General features: G+C 58.5%; 14 protein-coding genes and 1 riboswitch. Of the genes, 8 read left to right on the top strand and 6 right to left on the bottom strand.

From position 1 onward, the window contains the following. Both cobW and cobU read right to left on the bottom strand, forming a co-directional pair. Positions 1–1,050 (bottom strand): cobalamin biosynthesis protein CobW, encoded by a 1,050-nt coding sequence (cobW, locus tag GDN47_RS05045; RefSeq protein ID WP_113354627.1) that lies wholly within the window; start codon positions 1,048–1,050, stop codon positions 1–3. Between the two features lie 5 nt (positions 1,051–1,055). After that, positions 1,056–1,580 carry a bifunctional adenosylcobinamide kinase/adenosylcobinamide-phosphate guanylyltransferase gene (gene cobU / locus GDN47_RS05040; RefSeq protein ID WP_113354552.1) on the bottom strand — a complete coding sequence of 175 codons (525 nt, stop codon included), beginning with the start codon at positions 1,578–1,580 and terminating at the stop codon, positions 1,056–1,058. Positions 1,581–1,721: 141 nt separating this feature from the next. Continuing rightward, positions 1,722–2,121: riboswitch (cobalamin riboswitch) on the bottom strand. Positions 2,122–2,300: 179 nt separating this feature from the next. On the opposite strand from cobU, the gene GDN47_RS05035 reads away from it, so the two are divergent. Continuing rightward, positions 2,301–4,097, top strand: a complete 1,797-nt coding sequence (locus tag GDN47_RS05035; protein WP_113354551.1) for a chloride channel protein — start codon at positions 2,301–2,303, stop codon at positions 4,095–4,097. On the opposite strand, the gene GDN47_RS05030 is transcribed toward GDN47_RS05035, so the two are convergent. Continuing rightward, positions 4,094–5,548: a cobyric acid synthase gene (locus GDN47_RS05030; protein ID WP_152092708.1), complete on the bottom strand. Its 1,455-nt coding sequence runs from the start codon at positions 5,546–5,548 to the stop codon at positions 4,094–4,096. The genes GDN47_RS05035 and GDN47_RS05030 overlap by 4 nt on opposite strands. 235 nt (positions 5,549–5,783) lie before the next feature. On the opposite strand from GDN47_RS05030, the gene GDN47_RS31905 reads away from it, so the two are divergent. From GDN47_RS31905 to bmt, 5 genes are all read left to right on the top strand, one after another. Further along, the gene (locus GDN47_RS31905; protein ID WP_173002442.1) at positions 5,784–5,927 is read left to right on the top strand and encodes a hypothetical protein; all 144 of its coding nucleotides are present in this window, start codon (positions 5,784–5,786) and stop codon (positions 5,925–5,927) included. 811 nt (positions 5,928–6,738) lie between these two features. Beyond that, positions 6,739–7,737, top strand: a complete 999-nt coding sequence (locus GDN47_RS05025; protein ID WP_069613157.1) for an ABC transporter substrate-binding protein — start codon at positions 6,739–6,741, stop codon at positions 7,735–7,737. A gap of 247 nt (positions 7,738–7,984) precedes the next feature. Further along, positions 7,985–8,896 carry an ABC transporter permease gene (locus tag GDN47_RS05020; RefSeq protein WP_113390289.1) on the top strand — a complete coding sequence of 304 codons (912 nt, stop codon included), beginning with the start codon at positions 7,985–7,987 and terminating at the stop codon, positions 8,894–8,896. Beyond that, on the top strand, positions 8,889–9,941 hold the full coding sequence (locus GDN47_RS05015) for a quaternary amine ABC transporter ATP-binding protein (RefSeq protein ID WP_145632748.1): 1,053 nt from the start codon (positions 8,889–8,891) through the stop codon (positions 9,939–9,941). The genes GDN47_RS05020 and GDN47_RS05015 overlap by 8 nt, the downstream gene beginning before the upstream one ends. A 165-nt stretch (positions 9,942–10,106) precedes the next feature. After that, positions 10,107–11,120, top strand: a complete 1,014-nt coding sequence (gene bmt / locus GDN47_RS05010; protein WP_145632745.1) for a betaine--homocysteine S-methyltransferase — start codon at positions 10,107–10,109, stop codon at positions 11,118–11,120. Positions 11,121–11,235: 115 nt separating this feature from the next. Here bmt and glf read toward each other — a convergent pair whose 3' ends face one another. Then, a complete protein-coding gene (gene glf / locus GDN47_RS05005; RefSeq protein ID WP_113333019.1) occupies positions 11,236–12,411 on the bottom strand; it encodes a UDP-galactopyranose mutase in 1,176 nt (391 codons plus the stop codon). Between the two features lie 126 nt (positions 12,412–12,537). Further along, the gene (locus GDN47_RS05000) at positions 12,538–13,677 is read right to left on the bottom strand and encodes a DUF707 domain-containing protein (protein WP_113390291.1); all 1,140 of its coding nucleotides are present in this window, start codon (positions 13,675–13,677) and stop codon (positions 12,538–12,540) included. 375 nt (positions 13,678–14,052) lie between these two features. Here GDN47_RS05000 and GDN47_RS04995 point away from each other — a divergent pair, with 375 nt between their 5' ends. Further along, a complete protein-coding gene (locus tag GDN47_RS04995; protein ID WP_113390292.1) occupies positions 14,053–15,939 on the top strand; it encodes a glycosyltransferase in 1,887 nt (628 codons plus the stop codon). Between the two features lie 96 nt (positions 15,940–16,035). Here the strand turns inward: GDN47_RS04995 and GDN47_RS04990 are convergent, their stop codons facing one another. Next, a complete protein-coding gene (locus GDN47_RS04990) occupies positions 16,036–17,025 on the bottom strand; it encodes a glycosyltransferase family 2 protein (protein WP_173002441.1) in 990 nt (329 codons plus the stop codon). Between the two features lie 296 nt (positions 17,026–17,321). Here GDN47_RS04990 and GDN47_RS04985 point away from each other — a divergent pair, with 296 nt between their 5' ends. Then, positions 17,322–18,536, top strand: a complete 1,215-nt coding sequence (locus GDN47_RS04985) for a glycosyltransferase family 2 protein (protein ID WP_113333015.1) — start codon at positions 17,322–17,324, stop codon at positions 18,534–18,536. The last annotated feature ends 32 nt before the right edge of the window (positions 18,537–18,568 follow it).

Genomic DNA, 18,568 nt, shown 5'->3' with positions numbered 1-18,568 from the left:
TTAGACCAATGCTTCGATCGCCTTGCGAACGATCGTCTCGTCCATCTCATGCAGGCCGATCACGACAAGCCGGGTCGCGCGGGCTTCACCCGGCGTCCAGGCGCGATCGAAATAGGTGTCGATGCGGCTGCCGACGGCCTGAAGCTGCAGGCGCATGGGCTTGCCGGGGACATCGACGAAGCCCTTGAGGCGCAGCACATCATGCTCCGCAATCACGCCCTTCAGCGCATCGACGAAGGCGGCCGGATCGGCAATCGGGCCGAGTTCGACGACGAAGCTGTCGAACTCGTCGTGGTCATGCGGCGTGCCATCCTCGTGCTCCAACTCGTGGTGAGATTTGCGGTTGACGATATCGTCTTCCGTGCCGATCCCGAGGCCGAGCAGGACAGTGGCGGGCACATCGCCGTTCTTGGCCTCGATGATTGTCGGCTTGCGGGCGGTGCGCGAGGCTACTTCGGCGCGGACGCGGCCGAGACCATCAGTGTCGATCAGATCGGTCTTGTTGAGCACGATCAGATCGGCGCAGGTCAGCTGATCCTCGAACAGTTCCTCGATCGGGCTTTCGTGATCAAGCGAGTCGTCCTCGACGCGAGCAGCCTCTACGGCGTCGTGATCGTCGGCGAAACGGCCGGCGGCAACAGCCGCGCTGTCGACCACCGTGATGACGCCGTCGACGGTGACATGGGTGCGAATGTCAGGCCAGTTGAAGGCGGCAACCAGCGGCTGCGGCAGGGCAAGGCCTGATGTTTCGATGACGATATGATCCGGGCGCGCATCGCGCTCCAGAAGCTTCGTCATCGTCGGGATGAAGTCGTCGGCGACGGTGCAGCAGATGCAGCCATTGGTCAGCTCGATGATGTCATCTTCCGTGCAGTTCTCCGCACCGCAGCCCTTCAGCACGTCGCCATCAACGCCGAGGTCGCCGAACTCGTTGATGATCAGCGCGATCTTCTTGCCGCCGGCATTCTGCAGGAGGTTGCGGATCATCGTCGTCTTGCCGGCTCCCAGGAAGCCAGTGATGACGGTGGCGGGAATCTTTTCCTGGTTCATATGGATCAGCCCTTCATTTTCAGCGGCAAGCCCGCTGCGATAAAATAAACTTCGGCACTCGCCGCCGCGACCATCTGGTGCAGGCGGCCGGCATGATCGCGAAATTCGCGCGCCATGCGATTTTCTGGTACGATTCCCAAGCCCACCTCGTTGGAGACGAGAACGAGCCTTGATCGCGCAGTCGGCAGAAATGCAGTGAGAGCGGCAAATTCTGCCGCCATATCCCGCTCGGCCATCATCAGATTGGTCACCCAGAGCGTCAGGCAGTCGATAAGCACCGCCCGCCCCTCCGCGTCGATAGCGGCAAGCTGCCCGACGAGATCCATAGGCTCCTCATGCGTCTGCCATAGATCGCCGCGATCGGCACGATGCTTGGCGATGCGCTCGCGCATCTCGTCATCCCACGCCCGCCCTGTCGCCACATAGTGACATTCGAGGCCGGTATCCGACACCAGCGATTCTGCAAACCTGGATTTGCCGGAGCGCGCGCCGCCAAGAACGAAGACCGCTTGGGAAATCGAAGACGACATGCGTTATGCCCGCTCTCGAGCAAAAGCGAGGGTCGGCAGCACGTCGCTGGAACCGGGAAACAGGCGCCTACACGCCGAAAACTCGTCTTGCGCCATGACAACCTCCGTGCTGGCAGCGGAACTCGCGTCCCAAAACAGGCTCTGCGCCCGGCACGCATGGCAGGTCTCCTGGCTCGCGGATGAGGCGACGCGACGGGGGCGGACCGAAACCGGTCGCCCCCGATCGTGCGCCAGCGGATCTTTCTCACCTTCCCGGCAATGCATCATGAAAAGGCGGACGATTCGTAGAATAAGAGGCGTCCAGCCCCGGTTAATCATGATGCCACACCAGTGGCTTTTTCGATTTGCGCCTGCCTCGCCCCCGTTCGCCCCATGCGAACCATCGACGAAATAGACTTCAAACCGAACGAAAGACCCTGACCGCTCTACAGTCGCGGGGTCGGCTGTGATGAGAACGCCCGGATTGGGTCCGCCCCTTCACATTCCCTTTTCATCCCATGCGGCAGATCGCCGCTCAGGAACCATTCGTTATGCCGCAATGATTAGGCTTTCACTGAGTTCAAGTCAATCAAGGGCATGGATGCGACCTGCGCCATCCTGATTGCGAATTCGGTTGAAAATTCCCATAAAACCAGCGGCTTTTTTGCCGTATTTCTTTGATGTTAGGAGTTTATAGAAGGTAAGCCCTCACATTCGAGCAAAACGTATCGTCCGCTTCCAATGCTGCAGAAATTCCAACCGCGACGTCTCGGCGTCTTCTCGGTCCTATTCGATCTCGGTCGCTTCAGGGCATTGCTGCGCCGTGGCGAGCTGGGACTTGTTTTTGCCGGCGCGCTGGTGGGAATAGCGTCCGGCTGTGCCGTCACCGCGATGAGCTATATCTCGCGCAAGCTTCACAGCGTCATCTACGGTATAACCGACTACGAACGCTTGAGTTCGGCAGCAATGGCGATTCCCGACAAATCGGTGTTGTTCATCGCACCGATCGCAGGCGGCATCATTCTCGGCATATTGCTCTACATATTGTCGCGCACGCGCAAGAAGCCGATGGTCGACCCGATCGAAGCCAATGCGCTGCATGGCGGCCGGATGTCGCTTACCGACAGCATCATCGTCGCCGTGCAGAACCTGATCTCGAATGGATTCGGCGCGTCCGTCGGGCTTGAAGCGGGTTACACGCAGCTCGCGGCCGGCATTGCCTCCAAATTCGGCTATAAGATGCAGATGCGCCGCGCAGACCTGCGCATGCTCGTCGGCTGCGGTGCTGCGGGTGCTATTGCCGCAGCATTCAATGCGCCGCTCACCGGTGCCTTCTATGCCTTTGAGCTCATCATCGGCAGCTATTCGATCCTGACGCTAACCCCTGTCGTCGTCTCGGCACTGATATCGACGATGATTGCAAGACTGCTTGCCGGCGATGACTTCGCCATCGATATCGATCATTTCGGGGCGATCGTTCCGGCGGATTATCTTCCAGCCATCCTGCTTGGTGCCTTCTGCGCCGGTATCGGCATCCTGATCATGCAGGGCGTCGCCTGGGTCGAAGAATTGGCACGCAAGAGTTCCATCGCGCCGCCTTTCCGGCCCGCGCTCGGCGGGCTCGTCGTCGGAACACTGGCGCTGATTTCGCCGCAGGTCCTGTCTGCCGGGCATGGCGCGCTGCATCTCAATCTGTCTACGGACGTGACGCTGGGCGCCTTGCTGGGTCTATTCCTACTGAAATCGCTCGCCTCCGCAATATCGATCGGCTCCGGCTTCAGAGGCGGCCTCTTCTTCGCTTCGCTGTTCATGGGCGCGCTGCTCGGCAAGATCTTCGCTTATTGTGCACCCTATTTCGATCATGCCACGCTGACGCCGGTCGTCTATGCCGTCGTCGGCATGAGCTCGCTGGCCGTTGCCATCATCGGCGGCCCGCTGACCATGACCTTCCTGGCGCTTGAAATCACCGGGGACTTTCCGATCACTGCCCTGGTGCTGGCCGCCGTCATCACCTCGTCGCTGGTGGTGCGCACGACCTTCGGCTACTCCTTCGCCACATGGCGCTTCCATTTGCGCGGCGAGAGCATCCGCAGCGCCCACGATGTCGGCTGGATCCGCAATCTGACGGTCGCCCGCATGATGCGCCCCGACGTGCACACGGGCAGCATCGACATGAGCATCGAGGAATTCCGCAAGAATTTTCCGATCGGCTCGGCGCAGCGCGTCATCCTGATCGACAAGAACGAGAAATATTCCGGAATGGTTCTCGTGCCCGACGTCTATGCGAGCCCGATCGAAAAAGACGACGAGGAGCACGGCCTTTCCGATTTCATCCGGCTGCGTAACGAATTCCTGCAGCCGCAGATGAACGCCAAGCAGGCAGCCGCCATGTTCGAGCAGACGAAGAGCGAAGCGCTCGTCGTGGTCAACGACCTGATCGAGCGCAAGGTCATCGGTCTGCTGACGGAGAGCTATACGCTGCGCCGCTACAGCGAAGAACTCGACCGCCGGCGGCGGGAAGTGTCGGGGGAACTTTAGGCGACCAGACCGTCGAGCCAGGCGGGATCGAGTACACTTTCCAGCTCTGCCGCAACCTCGTCCAGAGCCGCATCGACGCTGGCACGATAGTTCATGCGCTCGCCGGAAAGGCCGAAGCTTGCCAGCAGCTTCGCCCGGTAAGCATCGCTGCTGAAAAGACCATGCAGGTATGTGCCCATAACACGGCCATCCGGCGATATGGCTCCATCGGGCCGCCCGTCGATCATGGTCGATGGCCGCTCGCAGTCCGGACCCCGCGTGACGCCAAGATGGATTTCATAGCCCGATAGCGGCACATCATATTCCTTGGAAACGGCAGTGCTATTCCGTACCGTCTTTTCTGGAGCCATTTCCGTCTCGATATCCAAAAGACCCAATCCGGGCGTCTCGGTCACCGATCCCTCGATACCGAGCGGATCGTAAACGGTATGGCCGAGCATCTGATAGCCGCCGCAAATGCCGATGACGCGACCGCCGCGGCGCACATGGGCAGCAATATCGCGATCCCACCCATGCTCACGCAGATCGAGAAGGTCACCGATCGTAGACTTCGAGCCAGGTAGCACCACAAGCCCTGCATCGGCGGGCAAACGCTCTCCAGCGCGAACGAAAACCAGATCGACATCGGGCTCGGCTCGCAGCGGGTCAAGATCGTCGAAATTGGCAATCCGCGACAGCACCGGCACGGCGACCTTGAGCGCGCCGGACGAGCCACGAGCAAGCCGCTCCAGCACAACGGAATCCTCCGCCGGCAGACGCGCCGCCGCCTTCAGCCACGGCACGACGCCATGGCATTGCCAGCCAGTGAAGCCGCCGATGGCCTCTATGCCCTCACCGAACAAGGAGACATCGCCACGGAACTTGTTGATCAGATAGCCACGGATCATTCGCCGGTCTTCCTCCGGCAATATATGATACGTGCCGACCAGTGACGCGATTACGCCGCCGCGGTCTATGTCACCGACCAGCACGACGGGGACATTGGCGCGTGTCGCAAAGCCCATATTGGCGATATCGCCGCGTCGAAGATTGATCTCGGCAGGCGAACCAGCTCCCTCGACGACAACGAGATCGGTTCCTGCCCGCATCGTGGCGAAGCTTTCGAGTACGGCACCAAGCAGCTGCGGCTTCAGCGCCTGATAGTCCCTGCCCTTGGCATGGCCCCAGACCTTGCCCTGTACGATGATCTGGCTGCCGGTTTCCGATTGCGGCTTCAACAGCACCGGATTCATGTGAACCGATGATGGCACCCGCGCCGCAAGCGACTGCAGCCATTGGGCGCGCCCGATCTCGCCGCCATCCTCCGCAACGGCGGCATTGTTGGACATATTCTGCGGCTTGAACGGGCGCACCCTCACGCCTCTGTTTGCGAACAGCCGACACAGACCTGCGACTAATACCGTTTTTCCGACATCGGAGCCGGTTCCCTGCAGCATGATCGCTCTTGTCATTCCCCACCACCTCGATGCGCCACAGCCACTGAAAACGCTAGATTCCGCCTTGATTCTGCCGTGATCCCGGGCCTCCGGAAAGAGCGAGCACGATACAAAAATGCACCACCCTCAAACATGCTCTGTTTGCGACATTGGATGACGATTTCATCCATTGTGAGTTACGCGGAAGAGGATTATCTCCATCGCGAAAACAAACAACGAAACCGGCCGGTCCGGGTCGGAGGATACCCCAATGCTCTTCATCTTCAACAGACAGAATTCCATTCAGATCGCCTGGAATGGCAAGCTTCCGGTTCGCCGCCCGGAGAGCCGCCTGCAACAGCTCGATACGCGCTTCGGCACGGTTGGCTTCATCCGCACCTATAATGTTGGCTAATAGCGCGTCAAGCCGCTAGCCGACACATGAGAAGCCGCCATGCGATAGCATCGGCGGCTTTATTTTTGATCGTTATCGAGATGGAACGGGTGCCGCTTCGGGCAGATCAAACTGCCTCGTAAAGGCACCCTCTCAAGCGCGAAAACCGCGCGATCCGGAGATCGACGCGGTTTGCCAAAAACGCCGGCTTCCCTGCACATACACCGCAAGGTTCGCTTTCCCCGGTACGCAATACCTGATCCAGGGAAGCAGCGGTATGTCCCCCGCCACGCATCGATTGATAAACGGACATCGTTACTGGAGGGTTATTAAGTGCTTAAATTAGAGTGAATCTGAAAATTTTTTGAAAATTTTCCTCTTTGCGTTGAGAAAGCGTAAACGGCGCAAATAAGATATAAAACGTCTTCCAGGGACGCGAGATTTAAGCGCCATTCAAATCCGTCTGAGCAACAGAGCTTTGAGGAAGCGATGTAATGGACGTTTTGCAGCCACGAATGGCAGAAAACAGGCTAATTCAGGCGCTTATTTAAGCTTCTCCAAGAGGCACGATAACGTCCATTACCCGATGGGCTGTTGATTTCTTCATCCAAATCCTTACGCTGATTGATGTCGATGCAAAGAATGCCCGACCGCGACAGAATTCGGCGGTCGCAAAAAGACCAAATGCACGACAGCAGCAAAGGGGACCGTACGGGCGTCGTCAGCGGCGTATGAACGGTTGCAATCAGACCGCGCTGACAGGGGATCGACAGAAATCGAACGCGTTGGAGTCGATTTCCGCAACGTAACGAAAAATTGGGAGACGATATCAATGAAGAAGCTTCTCGCTTCAGCCATTTTTGCATTCGGCGCCTATGCTTTGGCTGGCTCGGCGCAGGCCGCAGATTGCGGCAGCGTATCCATCGCTGAAATGAACTGGGCATCCGCAGGCGTTGCCGCGCAGGTCGACAAGATCATCCTGCAGAACGGTTACGGCTGCAATGTCACCCTGGTAACCGGCGATACACAGCCGACCTTTACCTCCATGAACGAAAAAGGTCAGCCTGACGTCGCACCCGAGCTTTGGGTCAATGCCGTGCGCACCGCGCTCGACAAGGCCGTATCGGAAGGCCGTCTGATCGTGGCTGCACCGCTTTTGAGCGATGGCGGCGTCGAAGGCTGGTGGATTCCGAAGTTCGTCGCCGACGCGCATCCCGACATCAAGACCGTTCAGGACGCGCTGAAGCATCCTGAACTTTTCCCGGCCCCGGAAGATCCATCCAAGGGCGCCGTCTATGACTGCCCGGCAGGCTGGAACTGCCAGATCTCCACGACCAACCTTTACAAGGCTCTCGGCGCCGACAAGCTCGGCTTTACTCTCGTCGACACCGGCTCGGCCGCAGGTTTGGACGGTTCGATCGCCAACGCCTTCGAAAAGAAGACTGGCTGGCTCGGCTACTACTGGGCCCCGACCGCGATCCTCGGCAAGTACGACATGGTTCGTCTGAGCTTTAACGTGCCGCATGACAAGAAGGAATGGGATGCCTGCACGTCGCAACAGGACTGCGCCAATCCGAAAGTGAACTCCTATCCGGTTTCGGATGTCTATACCGTCGTCACCAAGGACTTTGCGGCCAAGGCCGGCATTGCCATGGACTATATGAAGACCCGCAAATGGGATAATGCCACGGTTGGCAAGGTTCTCGCCTGGATGACCGACAATCAGGGCACGAACGAGGACGGCGCCAAGTACTTCCTCAAGACCTACCCCGACATGTGGACCAAGTGGGTTGCCCCGGACGTTGCCACCAAGATCAAGGCTTCGCTCTAATCCATGCTGCGGAATCGGCGGCGGCCTTGTGCCTGCCGCCGATTTTACATTCGCACAGTGCAACCCGAATGACCCTCATACCGACAGAGTGACATGGCGCAAGGTCGCAACGAGTGCAGATTGATGGTGACGAATATAGTAAGAATGCAGGGGCAGCCTGAAGAACCGGTCGCAGCGCTGCAAGCCATCCACGCGTGAAGGCCACACGCGTGGAGCGGGACAAAACCGGACTAAGAAGGGGAAATACATGGCTATCCAGTGTACGATCCTGCCGAATGTGCTCTGCAACTTTCCGGCAATAGACGAGTCAATCATCCGCCTCGCACGCAAGAATATCGATGACGGCTTCAGGGCGTCCGTACGCGCCTACGGCACTCTCATCGACGCCATCGTGCAGCCGCTGCAATGGTTTCTGAACTATCTCGAATGGGCTTTCACCAATACGCCTTGGTTCATCGTGCTCCTCGTCATGATGCTCGTCGTCTATGCCGCAAGCCGTAACCTGAAGATCGTTGCCGGCACTGCGATTTCCATGATCCTCATCGGCGTCTTCGGCCTCTGGACCGACACGATGGTCACGCTTGCCATGGTCACGGTCTGTACGCTCATTGCCATCGTCATCGGCCTGCCGATCGGCATCCTGATGGCGCGTTCGGACCGCCTGCAGTCGATTGTCAATCCGATCCTCGACGTCATGCAGACCATGCCGAGCTTCGTCTATCTCATTCCGGTCGTCGTCATCTTCGGCATCGGCAAGGTGCCGGGCCTCATCGCCGTCGTCATCTACGCCGTTCCGCCAATGATCCGTCTGACCAATCTCGGCATCCGCCTCGTAGACAAGGAGGTGCTGGAAGCCGCCGACGCCTTCGGGTCGTCGCATCGCCAGAAGCTGTTCAACGTGCAGATCCCACTCGCGCTGCCCACCATCATGGCCGGCATCAACCAGACCATCATGATGTCGCTGGCCATGGTCGTCGTCGCCTCCATGGTTGGGGTCGGCGGTCTCGGCAAGAACACGCTGCAGGCGATCAACAATCAGTTCTTCACCGTCGGCTTCCTCAACGGTTTCGCGCTGGTCGCCATTGCCATCATTTTCGACCGTACGAGCCAGGCCTATGGCAGAAGGCTCCAGAAGCACTCGGAGGTCATCCATGGCTAGTCACGCGATCCAGATCAAAAGCCTCTATAAGATTTTCGGTCCTCGCGGACGCGATTATATCGATCAGGTCAAGAACGGCTTGGGCAAGGCCGAGCTCAATGAAACGCATGGCCATGTGCTCGGCCTGCAGGATATCAACATCGATATGCCCGCCGGCGCCATCACCGTCGTCATGGGCCTGTCCGGCTCGGGCAAGTCGACGCTGATCCGCCATATCAACCGCCTGATCGAGCCGACGGTCGGCGAAGTGCTCTATGACGGCGTGGATGTCTGCAAGATGAGCGAAAACGACCTGCGCGAATTCCGCCGCCACAAAACGGCTATGGTGTTCCAGAAATTCGCGCTGCTGCCGCACCGCACCGTCATCGAGAACACGATCTACGGCCTGGATATCCAGGGCGTACCGCGCTCCGAGAGCGAGAAGAAGGGCCAGTACTGGATCGAGCGCGTCGGGCTCAAGGGCTTCGAAAGGCACTTTCCGAACCAGCTTTCCGGCGGCATGCAGCAGCGCGTCGGACTTGCCCGCGCACTGACGAACGATGCCGATATCCTTCTGATGGACGAAGCTTATTCGGCGCTCGATCCGTTGATCCGCGTCGACATGCAGACCGTCCTCCTCGATCTGCAGAAGGAGCTGAAAAAGACCGTCGTCTTCATTACCCACGATCTCGACGAGGCGCTGCGCCTTGGCGACAAGATCGCGATCCTGCGCGACGGCAAGGTCGTGCAGCAGGGCACTGGTCAGGAGATCGTGCTGCAGCCGGCCGACGACTATATCACAGCCTTCGTGAAGGAGGTGAACCGCGGTCGCGTCATCCAAGCCCAGACCATCATGAAGCCGCTTGCCGGCGAGCCGGGCGGTGCACGTGTGCCCGGCGACATGACACTGGAAGTCGCCGCCAAGCAGATCACCGAGGCGGGCCAAACCGGAGCCATCGTCATGGATGCGGGCGGCAAGCCTATCGGCACGATCGATCTGCAAAGCATCATCGCCGCCATGGTCACGCCGACATCGCACGAGACGGCAGAGATGGCGGCAGCCTAGCGGCTGATCTTCATCCCAAACGATAGAGCGCCCTCACCGGGGCGCTTTTTTCTGCCGCCATGGCCGTGTCGACATATGGGTAGCCATCTTGTCGTTGTGTTCACATAAAGAAATGTTTATATCTGCATTTGATATCCGAACATCCGACGTATCCGAGGACGCACTATGACCGTCGCCACCAATCCGCTGACCGATCTTCTCGCCGAAAAGGGCGTACTGCTTGCCGACGGCGCAACCGGCACCAACCTCTTCGCCATGGGCCTTGAGGCGGGTGAAGCGCCCGAGCTCTGGAACGAACAGCATCCCGACCGGATCACGAAGCTGCATCAGGATTTCGTCGATGCCGGCGCTGACATCATCCTCACCAATACCTTCGGTGGCACCCGTCATCGCTTGAAGCTCCATCATGCGCAGGATCGCGTGCATAGCCTCAACAAGACGGCCGCCGAGATCGCCCGCGCCGTTGCCGACAAGGCCGACCGCAAGGTCATCGTCGGCGGATCCGTCGGGCCGACCGGCGAGTTGCTCATGCCGCTCGGCGCCTTGACCTATGAAGATGCCGTCGCCGCTTTCGTCGAGCAGATGGAAGGCCTACAGGCGGGTGGTGCAGATGTCGCCTGGATCGAAACCATGTCATCGCCGGAAGAAATCCGAGCTGCAGCAGAAGCCGCCGCCAAAGTCGGCCTGCCCTATACCTATACCGGCTCGTTCGACACGGCCGGCAAGACCATGATGGGCCTGCATCCGAAGGACATTCATGCCGTCGCCACCGATATCGGCGCAGGCCCGCTCGCGGTCGGCGCCAATTGCGGCGTCGGCGCTTCTGATATCCTCTCCAGCCTTCTCGACATGACCGAAGCGGATGCTTCCGCGATCGTCATCGTCAAGGGCAATTGCGGCATTCCCGAATATCGCGGCGCCGAAATCCATTATTCCGGCACGCCGCCGCTGATGGCCGATTATGCCCGCCTTGCCCGCGATGCCGGCGCCAAGATCATCGGCGGCTGCTGCGGCACCTCCTGCGGCCATCTCGCCGCCATGCGGGAGGCGCTGGACAGCTACGTAGCCGGGCCTCGCCCGACGCTGGAGACGATCATCGAACGGATCGGTCCCCTGCGCAACAAGACCGCCAACGAAGGCGGCGCGGCCCCGGCTCGCGAACGTCGCAGACGATCCTAAGGAAAAAGAAAGCCCGGTTGCCGGGCTTTCTTTTATCATTCAAGTGCTTCCACAGGGATCTTCCCTCGGCCGCGTCTTCAAAACATGCCGAAAGTGAGCCGGCGCCTGCAGCCCGCTATTTCTCACCACCGATAGCACGCCCCTCGGTGAAATGCGGGACGATGCGGCTTTCGAACGCCTTCAAGGCCGCGCCAATCGCCTGGTGCATGTCTAGATAACGGTAGGTGCCGAGCCGCCCGCCGAAATGGACATTGGTCTCTGCCTCGGCGCGGTCGCGATAGCGCAGGAAGACCTCCTTGTCCTGACGTGTATCGATCGGATAGTAAGGCTCGTCGGCGCGCTTGGCCGAGCGCGAATATTCCCGCACCACGACCGTCTTCTCATTCTGATAGCTGCGCTCCGGATTGAAGTGGCGAAACTCCAGGATACGGGTGTAGGGGATCGTCTCGTCGGCATAATTCATGACCGCCATCCCCTGGAAATCGCCAGTATTCAGCGTCTCCTTTTCGAAGTCGATGGTACGCCAGCCCAACTCACCCTCGGAATAGTCGAAGTAGCGATCGATCGGGCCGGTATAGACGATCGGCAGATCGGCCGGCAACGAGGATTTCAACGAAAAGAAATCGACATCGAGGGCGATCTGGATTTTCGGATGCTTCAGCATCCTCTCGAAGATCGCGGTATAGCCGTCGACCGGCAGGCCTTCATATTTGTCGTTGAAGTAGCGGTTGTCGAACGTGTAGCGGACCGGCAGGCGCGTGATGATATGTTCGGGCAGGTCGCGCGGATCCGTCTGCCACTGCTTGGCCGTATAGCCACGAATGAACGCCTCGTACAAGGGCCGGCCGATCAGCGAAATCGCCTTCTCTTCCAGATTGGCCGGATGACGGCCGGCCATTTCTGCCGCCTGATCCGCAATCAGGGCCTTCGCCTGGTCGGGCGAAAGGCGCCGGTTGAAGAACTGCGAGATCGTTCCGAGATTGATCGGCATTGAATAGACCTGATCGCGGTAGGTCGAATAGACGCGATGCTTATAGTCGGTGAAAGCGGTAAATCTGTTGAGATAGGTCCAGACCACTTCGTTCGGTGTATGGAAGAGATGCGCACCATAGCGGTGAACCTCGATCCCGGTCTCGCCATCGAACTCGCTATAGGCATTGCCACCGATATGGCTGCGCCGGTCGATCAGAAGCACGTTCTTCTGGAGCTCGTTCGCGACCCGCTCCGCGATCGTCGCGCCGTAGAAGCCGGCACCGACGATCAATAAATCTACCTTGGAAAAATCGATCATGCTCTAAAACTCTCGCTACCACCAAATCTCGGTCGCGGCTGCAATCGAAGGTGCTAAACGGAATGGGATATATGCGGGTGACGGCGGCGCGGATCTGTCGGCGGCGCTTGGAAAAATCCAGGCACGCTACCAGACGCCAGCATATTTCAGCGGCGTATATTGATACGTCCTGAAGAGTGCAGCCTGTTCTTCCACCGCTGCATTGACGTTGTAGGTCGCGCCCAGCGGCCGCGTGTGAGCGACGGAAATGGCATCGATAATCGCCATGCGCGCCGCCGGCCGGCCGAGGAATGACGGCCAAAGATGATCGAGACCGTATCCAGATTCGACATCCTTCATGGACTCGATGCAGATTTGCAGCGCACGCCGCGAGAAGACCGGGCACATGATTTCGACGAAACCCTCGAAACGCACGACGCTGTTGGGTCGCTGAACCGTCAAAGGATGATTGGGATAAGAGCCTGGTCCTTTTTTGAGGGACGGCTGGGCGAGATCCAGACCATGCTTGTGCGACAGGTGGAACATCCTGTTGATGTCCTCGCCATCGCACAGCAGATCGTCATCCGGCAGCCAGATTCGCTCATAATTCCAAAGCGGGCTGCCTTGATGGAAGAGGTCGTAGATGATCTTGAACTTCTTGGTCTTCGGCAGATGCGCCAGATATTCGTAGGGGCTATTGGAAACTTCCGGAGTCTCGGCACCATAATAGCCGATGCAGAGATCCCAGTTGCGCGAGGCATCATCGATCTTCTCGAACCAGCGCGGATGAAGCGACTTCGAACCGGCGGGCACGACAACGAGATTGGGACGCCTTAGCCCTTCCTGCGGCTGCACGAGAAACTTGGCCTTGCGCTCGACACCTACGGGCGTTGAAAACAGCGGATGCGGTGGGTGATCGGCCGGCACCAGCAGATAGGTGCTATCGACACCTCCAATAACGCCCCGGCCCGCCAATGCCATGAGATTGCCGTCCTCGATATGGGCAGAATCGAAAATGACCGACGGCAGCCCATCTCTGTCGATCAGGCAAAGCCGGCCGGCCATCACATGCCAGAAATCGACGGCGGGATCGAAATAATTGCCGATCATGCCCTCAGGCGCCAAAACCATGAAGCGAGAGAACATCCCGCGGTTGACGTCGCCAAGGCTCCAAAATGTGCCGTTCAACATGTCCTGGGTCAGCGGCGGCGCATCGGACCATTGTATCTGGCTCGCCGGATGCACTTCGTAGGCGGGCTTATGCAAGCTGTTCGCTGCCAATGACATGTGGACTGTTCCCTAATTCCGAACCCCAAGTAACGGCCCGATCCGAGGAAAGTAGTCAGACGACATGGCTCCCGGAGATTCGCTCGCGATCGAGCTCGTTTGATCGGCACTTTGGCCACCATTCCTTTTGCGAAGCTTGTGCAGGAAATCAAAGGCCGCCTGCCGCCCGGAACACCGTCGCCCAGAACGCATTTCGAGCAATCCAGCCTCGCGAAAGTTGGTCGGCATAATCTCGGGGCTGGGATTTCTGTGCGGGGGACAATCGCGCGTTCAGAATATTGCCAAGAACGTCGGTGCTCGGCGGACACGAAGGTCGGTCGTGTCGTCCGTCAGGTCGAGACTAAGAACCACTCGTCTCTTTTACGGTAGCAGAAGATGCATCAGAAGAAAAAGCTGGCCATAATCATCGAAGTCGATAGCTTCATCGGCGACATATTCCAACATCTGTCGAAGACCTACGAAGTCATGGCCATACAGCCGAAGACTTTCAAGGAGATCGAGACGGCTGTGGAATGGGCCGACATCGTCTGGTTCGAATTCTGCAACGAGCTCTTCGTCCACGCGATCAACCAGAACATCAAGCGGCGCGGCAAGCGTGTCATCGCGCGCTGGCATCGCTTCGAGATCGTCGAATCGAATTTTCCCGATCGTATCGATTTCGGCGCCATCGATGATCTGATTCTGGTGTCCCATGACATGCTGCGTGTCCTGAAACTCAGGGCACCTCAGGTCACCCAGAAAACCCGCACCCACGTCGTGTGGAACGGCCTCAATCTCGACAAGTTCAAGCCGATCCCTTCGCTCGATAAGAAGAAGATCGCCTGGGCCGCCAAGCCCTTCATGCGCAAGAACCAGCCGCTGTTCCTGCAAATCATGCACTCGCTGGTGAAGCGCGATCCTTCCTACACGCTGCATGTGGCCGGCGAACAGGAAGAGTACGTCATGATGCCGTACCTGAAGCGCACGACGGAAAAGCTCGGCCTTACCCGCAACGTCTTCTTCCATGGCTGGCAGCGCAACATGCCGGCGTTCCTCGCCGACAAGGGCGTGATACTGTCGACCTCGGTGCACGAGAGCTTTGGTTATAACATCGCCGAAGCCATGGCTGTCGGCGCCCTGCCGGTGATCCATGACTATCCCGGTGCGGAAGAATTCTGGCCCGACGAAATCCGCTTCTCATCGGTGGATGAGGCCGTCGAAAAGATCATTGCCGGTCAGACCCATCAATGGACGCAATATGTCCACGACAAATTCCCGCTCGCCAAGCAGCTGCGCGAACTCGATATCGTCATGGGCGACCGGGTAGCCGAAGCACCCAAAACCTTGAATTGGGCATCTCTGGAACAGCAGGCCGGCTCGCCTATGAAGCGGCCCGTTCCACTCTGGCTGGCGCAGCGGCCGGCTGCCACACATCAGGCCCAGCAACCTGCACCTATTCCGCAGGCCATATCGGTGCAGCAGGTTCGCGAAGCCATGCCGGTTGCCGAGGTGGCGATGCAGCCGATGCAGCAGCCCTATCCGGCACAGCCGCGGCCCATCCCGGCGCCATCTGTGGAGCGACTTGCTCCCGTTACACCGCTGGAACAGCCGATACGTCGATCGGAAGCTGCGCCTTCCTTTGACTCCACCGGCTATTGGGAAGGCCGTTACCGCAGTGGCGGCAATTCGGGTGCCGGCTCTTATGATGTGCTCGCCAAATACAAGGGGCAGTTTCTAAATAGCTTCGCCCGGAAGAAAGGGCTGAAATCCTTCGCGGAGATGGGCTCCGGCGACGGCAATCAGCTGAAATACTTCTCGTTCGACCGCTATACCGGCTTCGATGTCTCCAAGACGGTCATCGAACGCACGATGATGATGTACAGGGATAAGCCGAACTACAATTTCGTCTGGCTGGGCGATCAGTCGCTTGACTGGGAAATGCACGAGGACGCCTATGACTGCGCCTTGTCGCTCGACGTCCTCTACCATTTGGTTGACGACAATATTTACGTCAATTACCTCGACCAGCTTTTCTCCCTGCCGCAGCGCTATGTGATCATCTACGCCTCCAATTTCGACGGCCCGGATATTCGCGGCGCGTCGCATGTCCGGCACCGCAAATTCACGACGGACATCGCAAACCGGTTCCCGCAATGGAGCCTGCTGAAGCTGGTGGAGAACCCATACAAGTTCAAGGAATCAACTGAAGCGGATTTTGCGATCTACAGTCGCGACGAATTCGAGAACGCGTTGGATCTGAACGAACTCGACGCCATCAGATGAACCAGCCTGAAATGGAAGAGAGGCGCCGTGGTCATATCGCGGCGCCTCTCTCTTTTTATTGCGAATACAGCAGGTGAAGAAAGTTATCTTAGCCGGCTATCTCGGCGTCTTGCCGAGTATCAAATGAGGGGCCTGTTTCAGCCTGAGCGCGATATCCGCAGTCTCGAACGACTGCCTGCGCACGTTCTCATAGTCAGCCTGGCCATAGTCTTCATAGCATTGCCGAACCAGCGCGAAGAAACGCTCCCTGAGATCGAACGGCAATTGCGGGTAGATCCAATCGAGCAAATCGAACTTGCTGCGAAGGAACCACTGGTAATAGGCCTCTTTCATCCGCGGCAGGCGCGCAAACAGCGCTTCCACCTCCGCAAAAGCCTTGAAGACCTCGAACCGCTTTTCGGTGAAGACATTGGTCAGCTGCGCCCTGTCCTGATAGACGCGGTGGCCGATGAGATAACGATTCATCATGCCGATCTTCCGGGCGTGCAGATAGATATGCCAGTGAGCATAGATATCGTTATGGACACGGGTCTCCGAGAAGCGGAGATCCGTTTCCCGGCATAGCCTGGCGCTCACGATCTTGTTCCAGGGGAAATTCACGGTGAACAGCAATCGCCCGCACTGGTCGAGCGTAAAAACGCCTATGTCGGTATCGCCGACCAGCTCCCGCCAGGCATCATTGTCGATCGGCAGCATCGGATCGAGACGACCGTTCCTCTCGGTGACGTAGCGATAGCGAAACACCATCACATCGCAGGCATTGGCTTCCATGTGATACACGACTTCATCGATCGAGCGATGCGCTACCATGTCGTCGGCGTCGAGAAAGTAATAATAGCCGCCGCGGGCGGCGGCCATGCCGGCATTCCGGCTGTATCCCGCCCCGCCATTTTGCGGATTGCGCAGCAAGCGCACCCGCTGATCGCGCTGAGCATGTCGCTCGACAATCATCGCGGTGGCATCGGGAGACATGTCGTCGACGACGATCACCTCCAGAACGTCACGATTTTCCAGAACCGCGGCAATCGTTTCACCGATGGATTCCTGCGCCTTATAGGCGGGAATGATGACACTGACTTTGCTCACAGGGTCTCCTGATACTGACATGGACGCCAAACCCTGGAGGTATCGGCGATCCATGTGCCTCGGGCTATCCGGCCATTTTCGAGGAAGAGGCAACCTCGAAAACGGCAATCGCTTCCTGCCGGGATTGCAGGATGCGCTGGCAGGAGCATAAAGAGCGGAACTTGCACTGAACTGGAGCATAGGCAATTCCCACAATCGGATCGCTCAAAACTCTCCAGCCCCGCGAAAGCAATCCCGCTTATTCATGGATCAAAGTCCGTGCATAGAATCGCGCTGATGCCTCGTGGAGAATATCGATGTCTTCTGCCCAAGTCCCCGTCCTTTCGGTCTGCGTTCCGACCTATAACCGTCAGTTCATGCTCGAGCGGAACGTCAATTTCCACCTGGAAGAGTTTCGCCGACTGGGCCTCCCTTTCGAAATCGTCATTGTCGACGATTGTTCGACGGATGAGACCGCAGCCTACATTCAGTCGATCTCGCATCATCCGGAAATCAGCGCTTATCGCCGGGCTCGCAATTCCGGTTTCATCAGCAACTACGCTTTTGCGATGCAGAGAGCCCGCGGCCATTACGCGGTTTTCCTCGGCGACGACGATTTGCTGATCCCGGAAAAAGTCGTCGAATATCTTCGTATCATGGTGGACGACAAGAATATCGGCATGATCCAGGCGCCGTGGCTCCTCGTCGATGGCCGGCCTGGCGGCGGCGATATGGAACCCTTCTATCACCTCTCCTATCCGACGCGTCACGCCAAGGGTGATTTCCGCTCGATGCTGGAATTCATTCTCGACCGTCATATCTTCCCCGAATTCATGATCATCCGGCGCGATGTTCTGTTGAAATCAATTTCCAGCCCGACGCCGTTCATCTTTTGGGCATTCCTCTATACGACCCGCGCATTGGACAAGGCCGACGTGCTGTTTATGCCGGAGCCTTTCGCGCGCGTGACCGCCGTTTCAGACGATCCGCGCCTGCAGCAGGGCAACAAGGAATGCATGTTCCAGTGGGATACCTACAGAGGCGGCCTCGAATACCTCGCCTCGCAGGCGCTGCGCGATAACCGCTATCCGCCTGATTATCGCGGCTCGCTGATGCCTCGCATCACCGAATTCATGCTGCAGCGTCAGGCGGTCGCCATGCGCCTGCATGTCAACGCGCAGAACTGGGTCGAAGCCTATATCATGTATCACCGCATGGCGGCCTACCTGCCGACGCCATTGCCGCCGGAATCCTATGATCAGATCCGCAAGCTGGCAGGCATCTCCACCGCCGCGACGGAAGCGATCGCTTTCAATGGAGAACCCGTCATCATCGAACCGATCATCGACGACGCCACGATCAACCTTCTCCCGCAGTCGATCCGGCAGCATCTCTCGAGGGAAGCGCCGCAGACCGGCAGCTATGGCGGTAAGCCAAGGGCCTATCTCCGCTTCACCGAGGATTTCCCGGCCAATCCGGGTCCGAAGGACGGCCTGTTCAGCATCATGACCTATATCGATCAGTTCGTCTGAGATTTGATAGCTACAGCCAAGGGCTCCGCGAC

Origin of the sequence: Martinezella dioscoreae, from assembly GCF_009176305.1 — a bacterium.
GTDB classification, from domain to species: domain Bacteria; phylum Pseudomonadota; class Alphaproteobacteria; order Rhizobiales; family Rhizobiaceae; genus Rhizobium; species Rhizobium dioscoreae.
The sequence above is the reverse complement of the archived record's forward strand: the minus strand, read 5'-3'. Positions and strand labels throughout refer to the sequence as shown.

Bases quoted from the DNA above. Each gene is read 5' to 3' on its own strand.
- cobW (WP_113354627.1), bottom strand. From the start codon at position 1,050: ATGAACCAGGAAAAGATTCCCGCCACCGTCATCACTGGCTTCCTGGGA.
- cobU (WP_113354552.1), bottom strand. From the start codon at position 1,580: ATGTCGTCTTCGATTTCCCAAGCGGTCTTCGTTCTTGGCGGCGCGCGC.
- GDN47_RS05035 (WP_113354551.1), top strand. From the start codon at position 2,301: ATGCTGCAGAAATTCCAACCGCGACGTCTCGGCGTCTTCTCGGTCCTA.
- GDN47_RS05030 (WP_152092708.1), bottom strand. From the start codon at position 5,548: ATGACAAGAGCGATCATGCTGCAGGGAACCGGCTCCGATGTCGGAAAA.
- GDN47_RS31905 (WP_173002442.1), top strand. From the start codon at position 5,784: ATGCTCTTCATCTTCAACAGACAGAATTCCATTCAGATCGCCTGGAAT.
- GDN47_RS05025 (WP_069613157.1), top strand. From the start codon at position 6,739: ATGAAGAAGCTTCTCGCTTCAGCCATTTTTGCATTCGGCGCCTATGCT.
- GDN47_RS05020 (WP_113390289.1), top strand. From the start codon at position 7,985: ATGGCTATCCAGTGTACGATCCTGCCGAATGTGCTCTGCAACTTTCCG.
- GDN47_RS05015 (WP_145632748.1), top strand. From the start codon at position 8,889: ATGGCTAGTCACGCGATCCAGATCAAAAGCCTCTATAAGATTTTCGGT.
- bmt (WP_145632745.1), top strand. From the start codon at position 10,107: ATGACCGTCGCCACCAATCCGCTGACCGATCTTCTCGCCGAAAAGGGC.
- glf (WP_113333019.1), bottom strand. From the start codon at position 12,411: ATGATCGATTTTTCCAAGGTAGATTTATTGATCGTCGGTGCCGGCTTC.
- GDN47_RS05000 (WP_113390291.1), bottom strand. From the start codon at position 13,677: ATGTCATTGGCAGCGAACAGCTTGCATAAGCCCGCCTACGAAGTGCAT.
- GDN47_RS04995 (WP_113390292.1), top strand. From the start codon at position 14,053: ATGCATCAGAAGAAAAAGCTGGCCATAATCATCGAAGTCGATAGCTTC.
- GDN47_RS04985 (WP_113333015.1), top strand. From the start codon at position 17,322: ATGTCTTCTGCCCAAGTCCCCGTCCTTTCGGTCTGCGTTCCGACCTAT.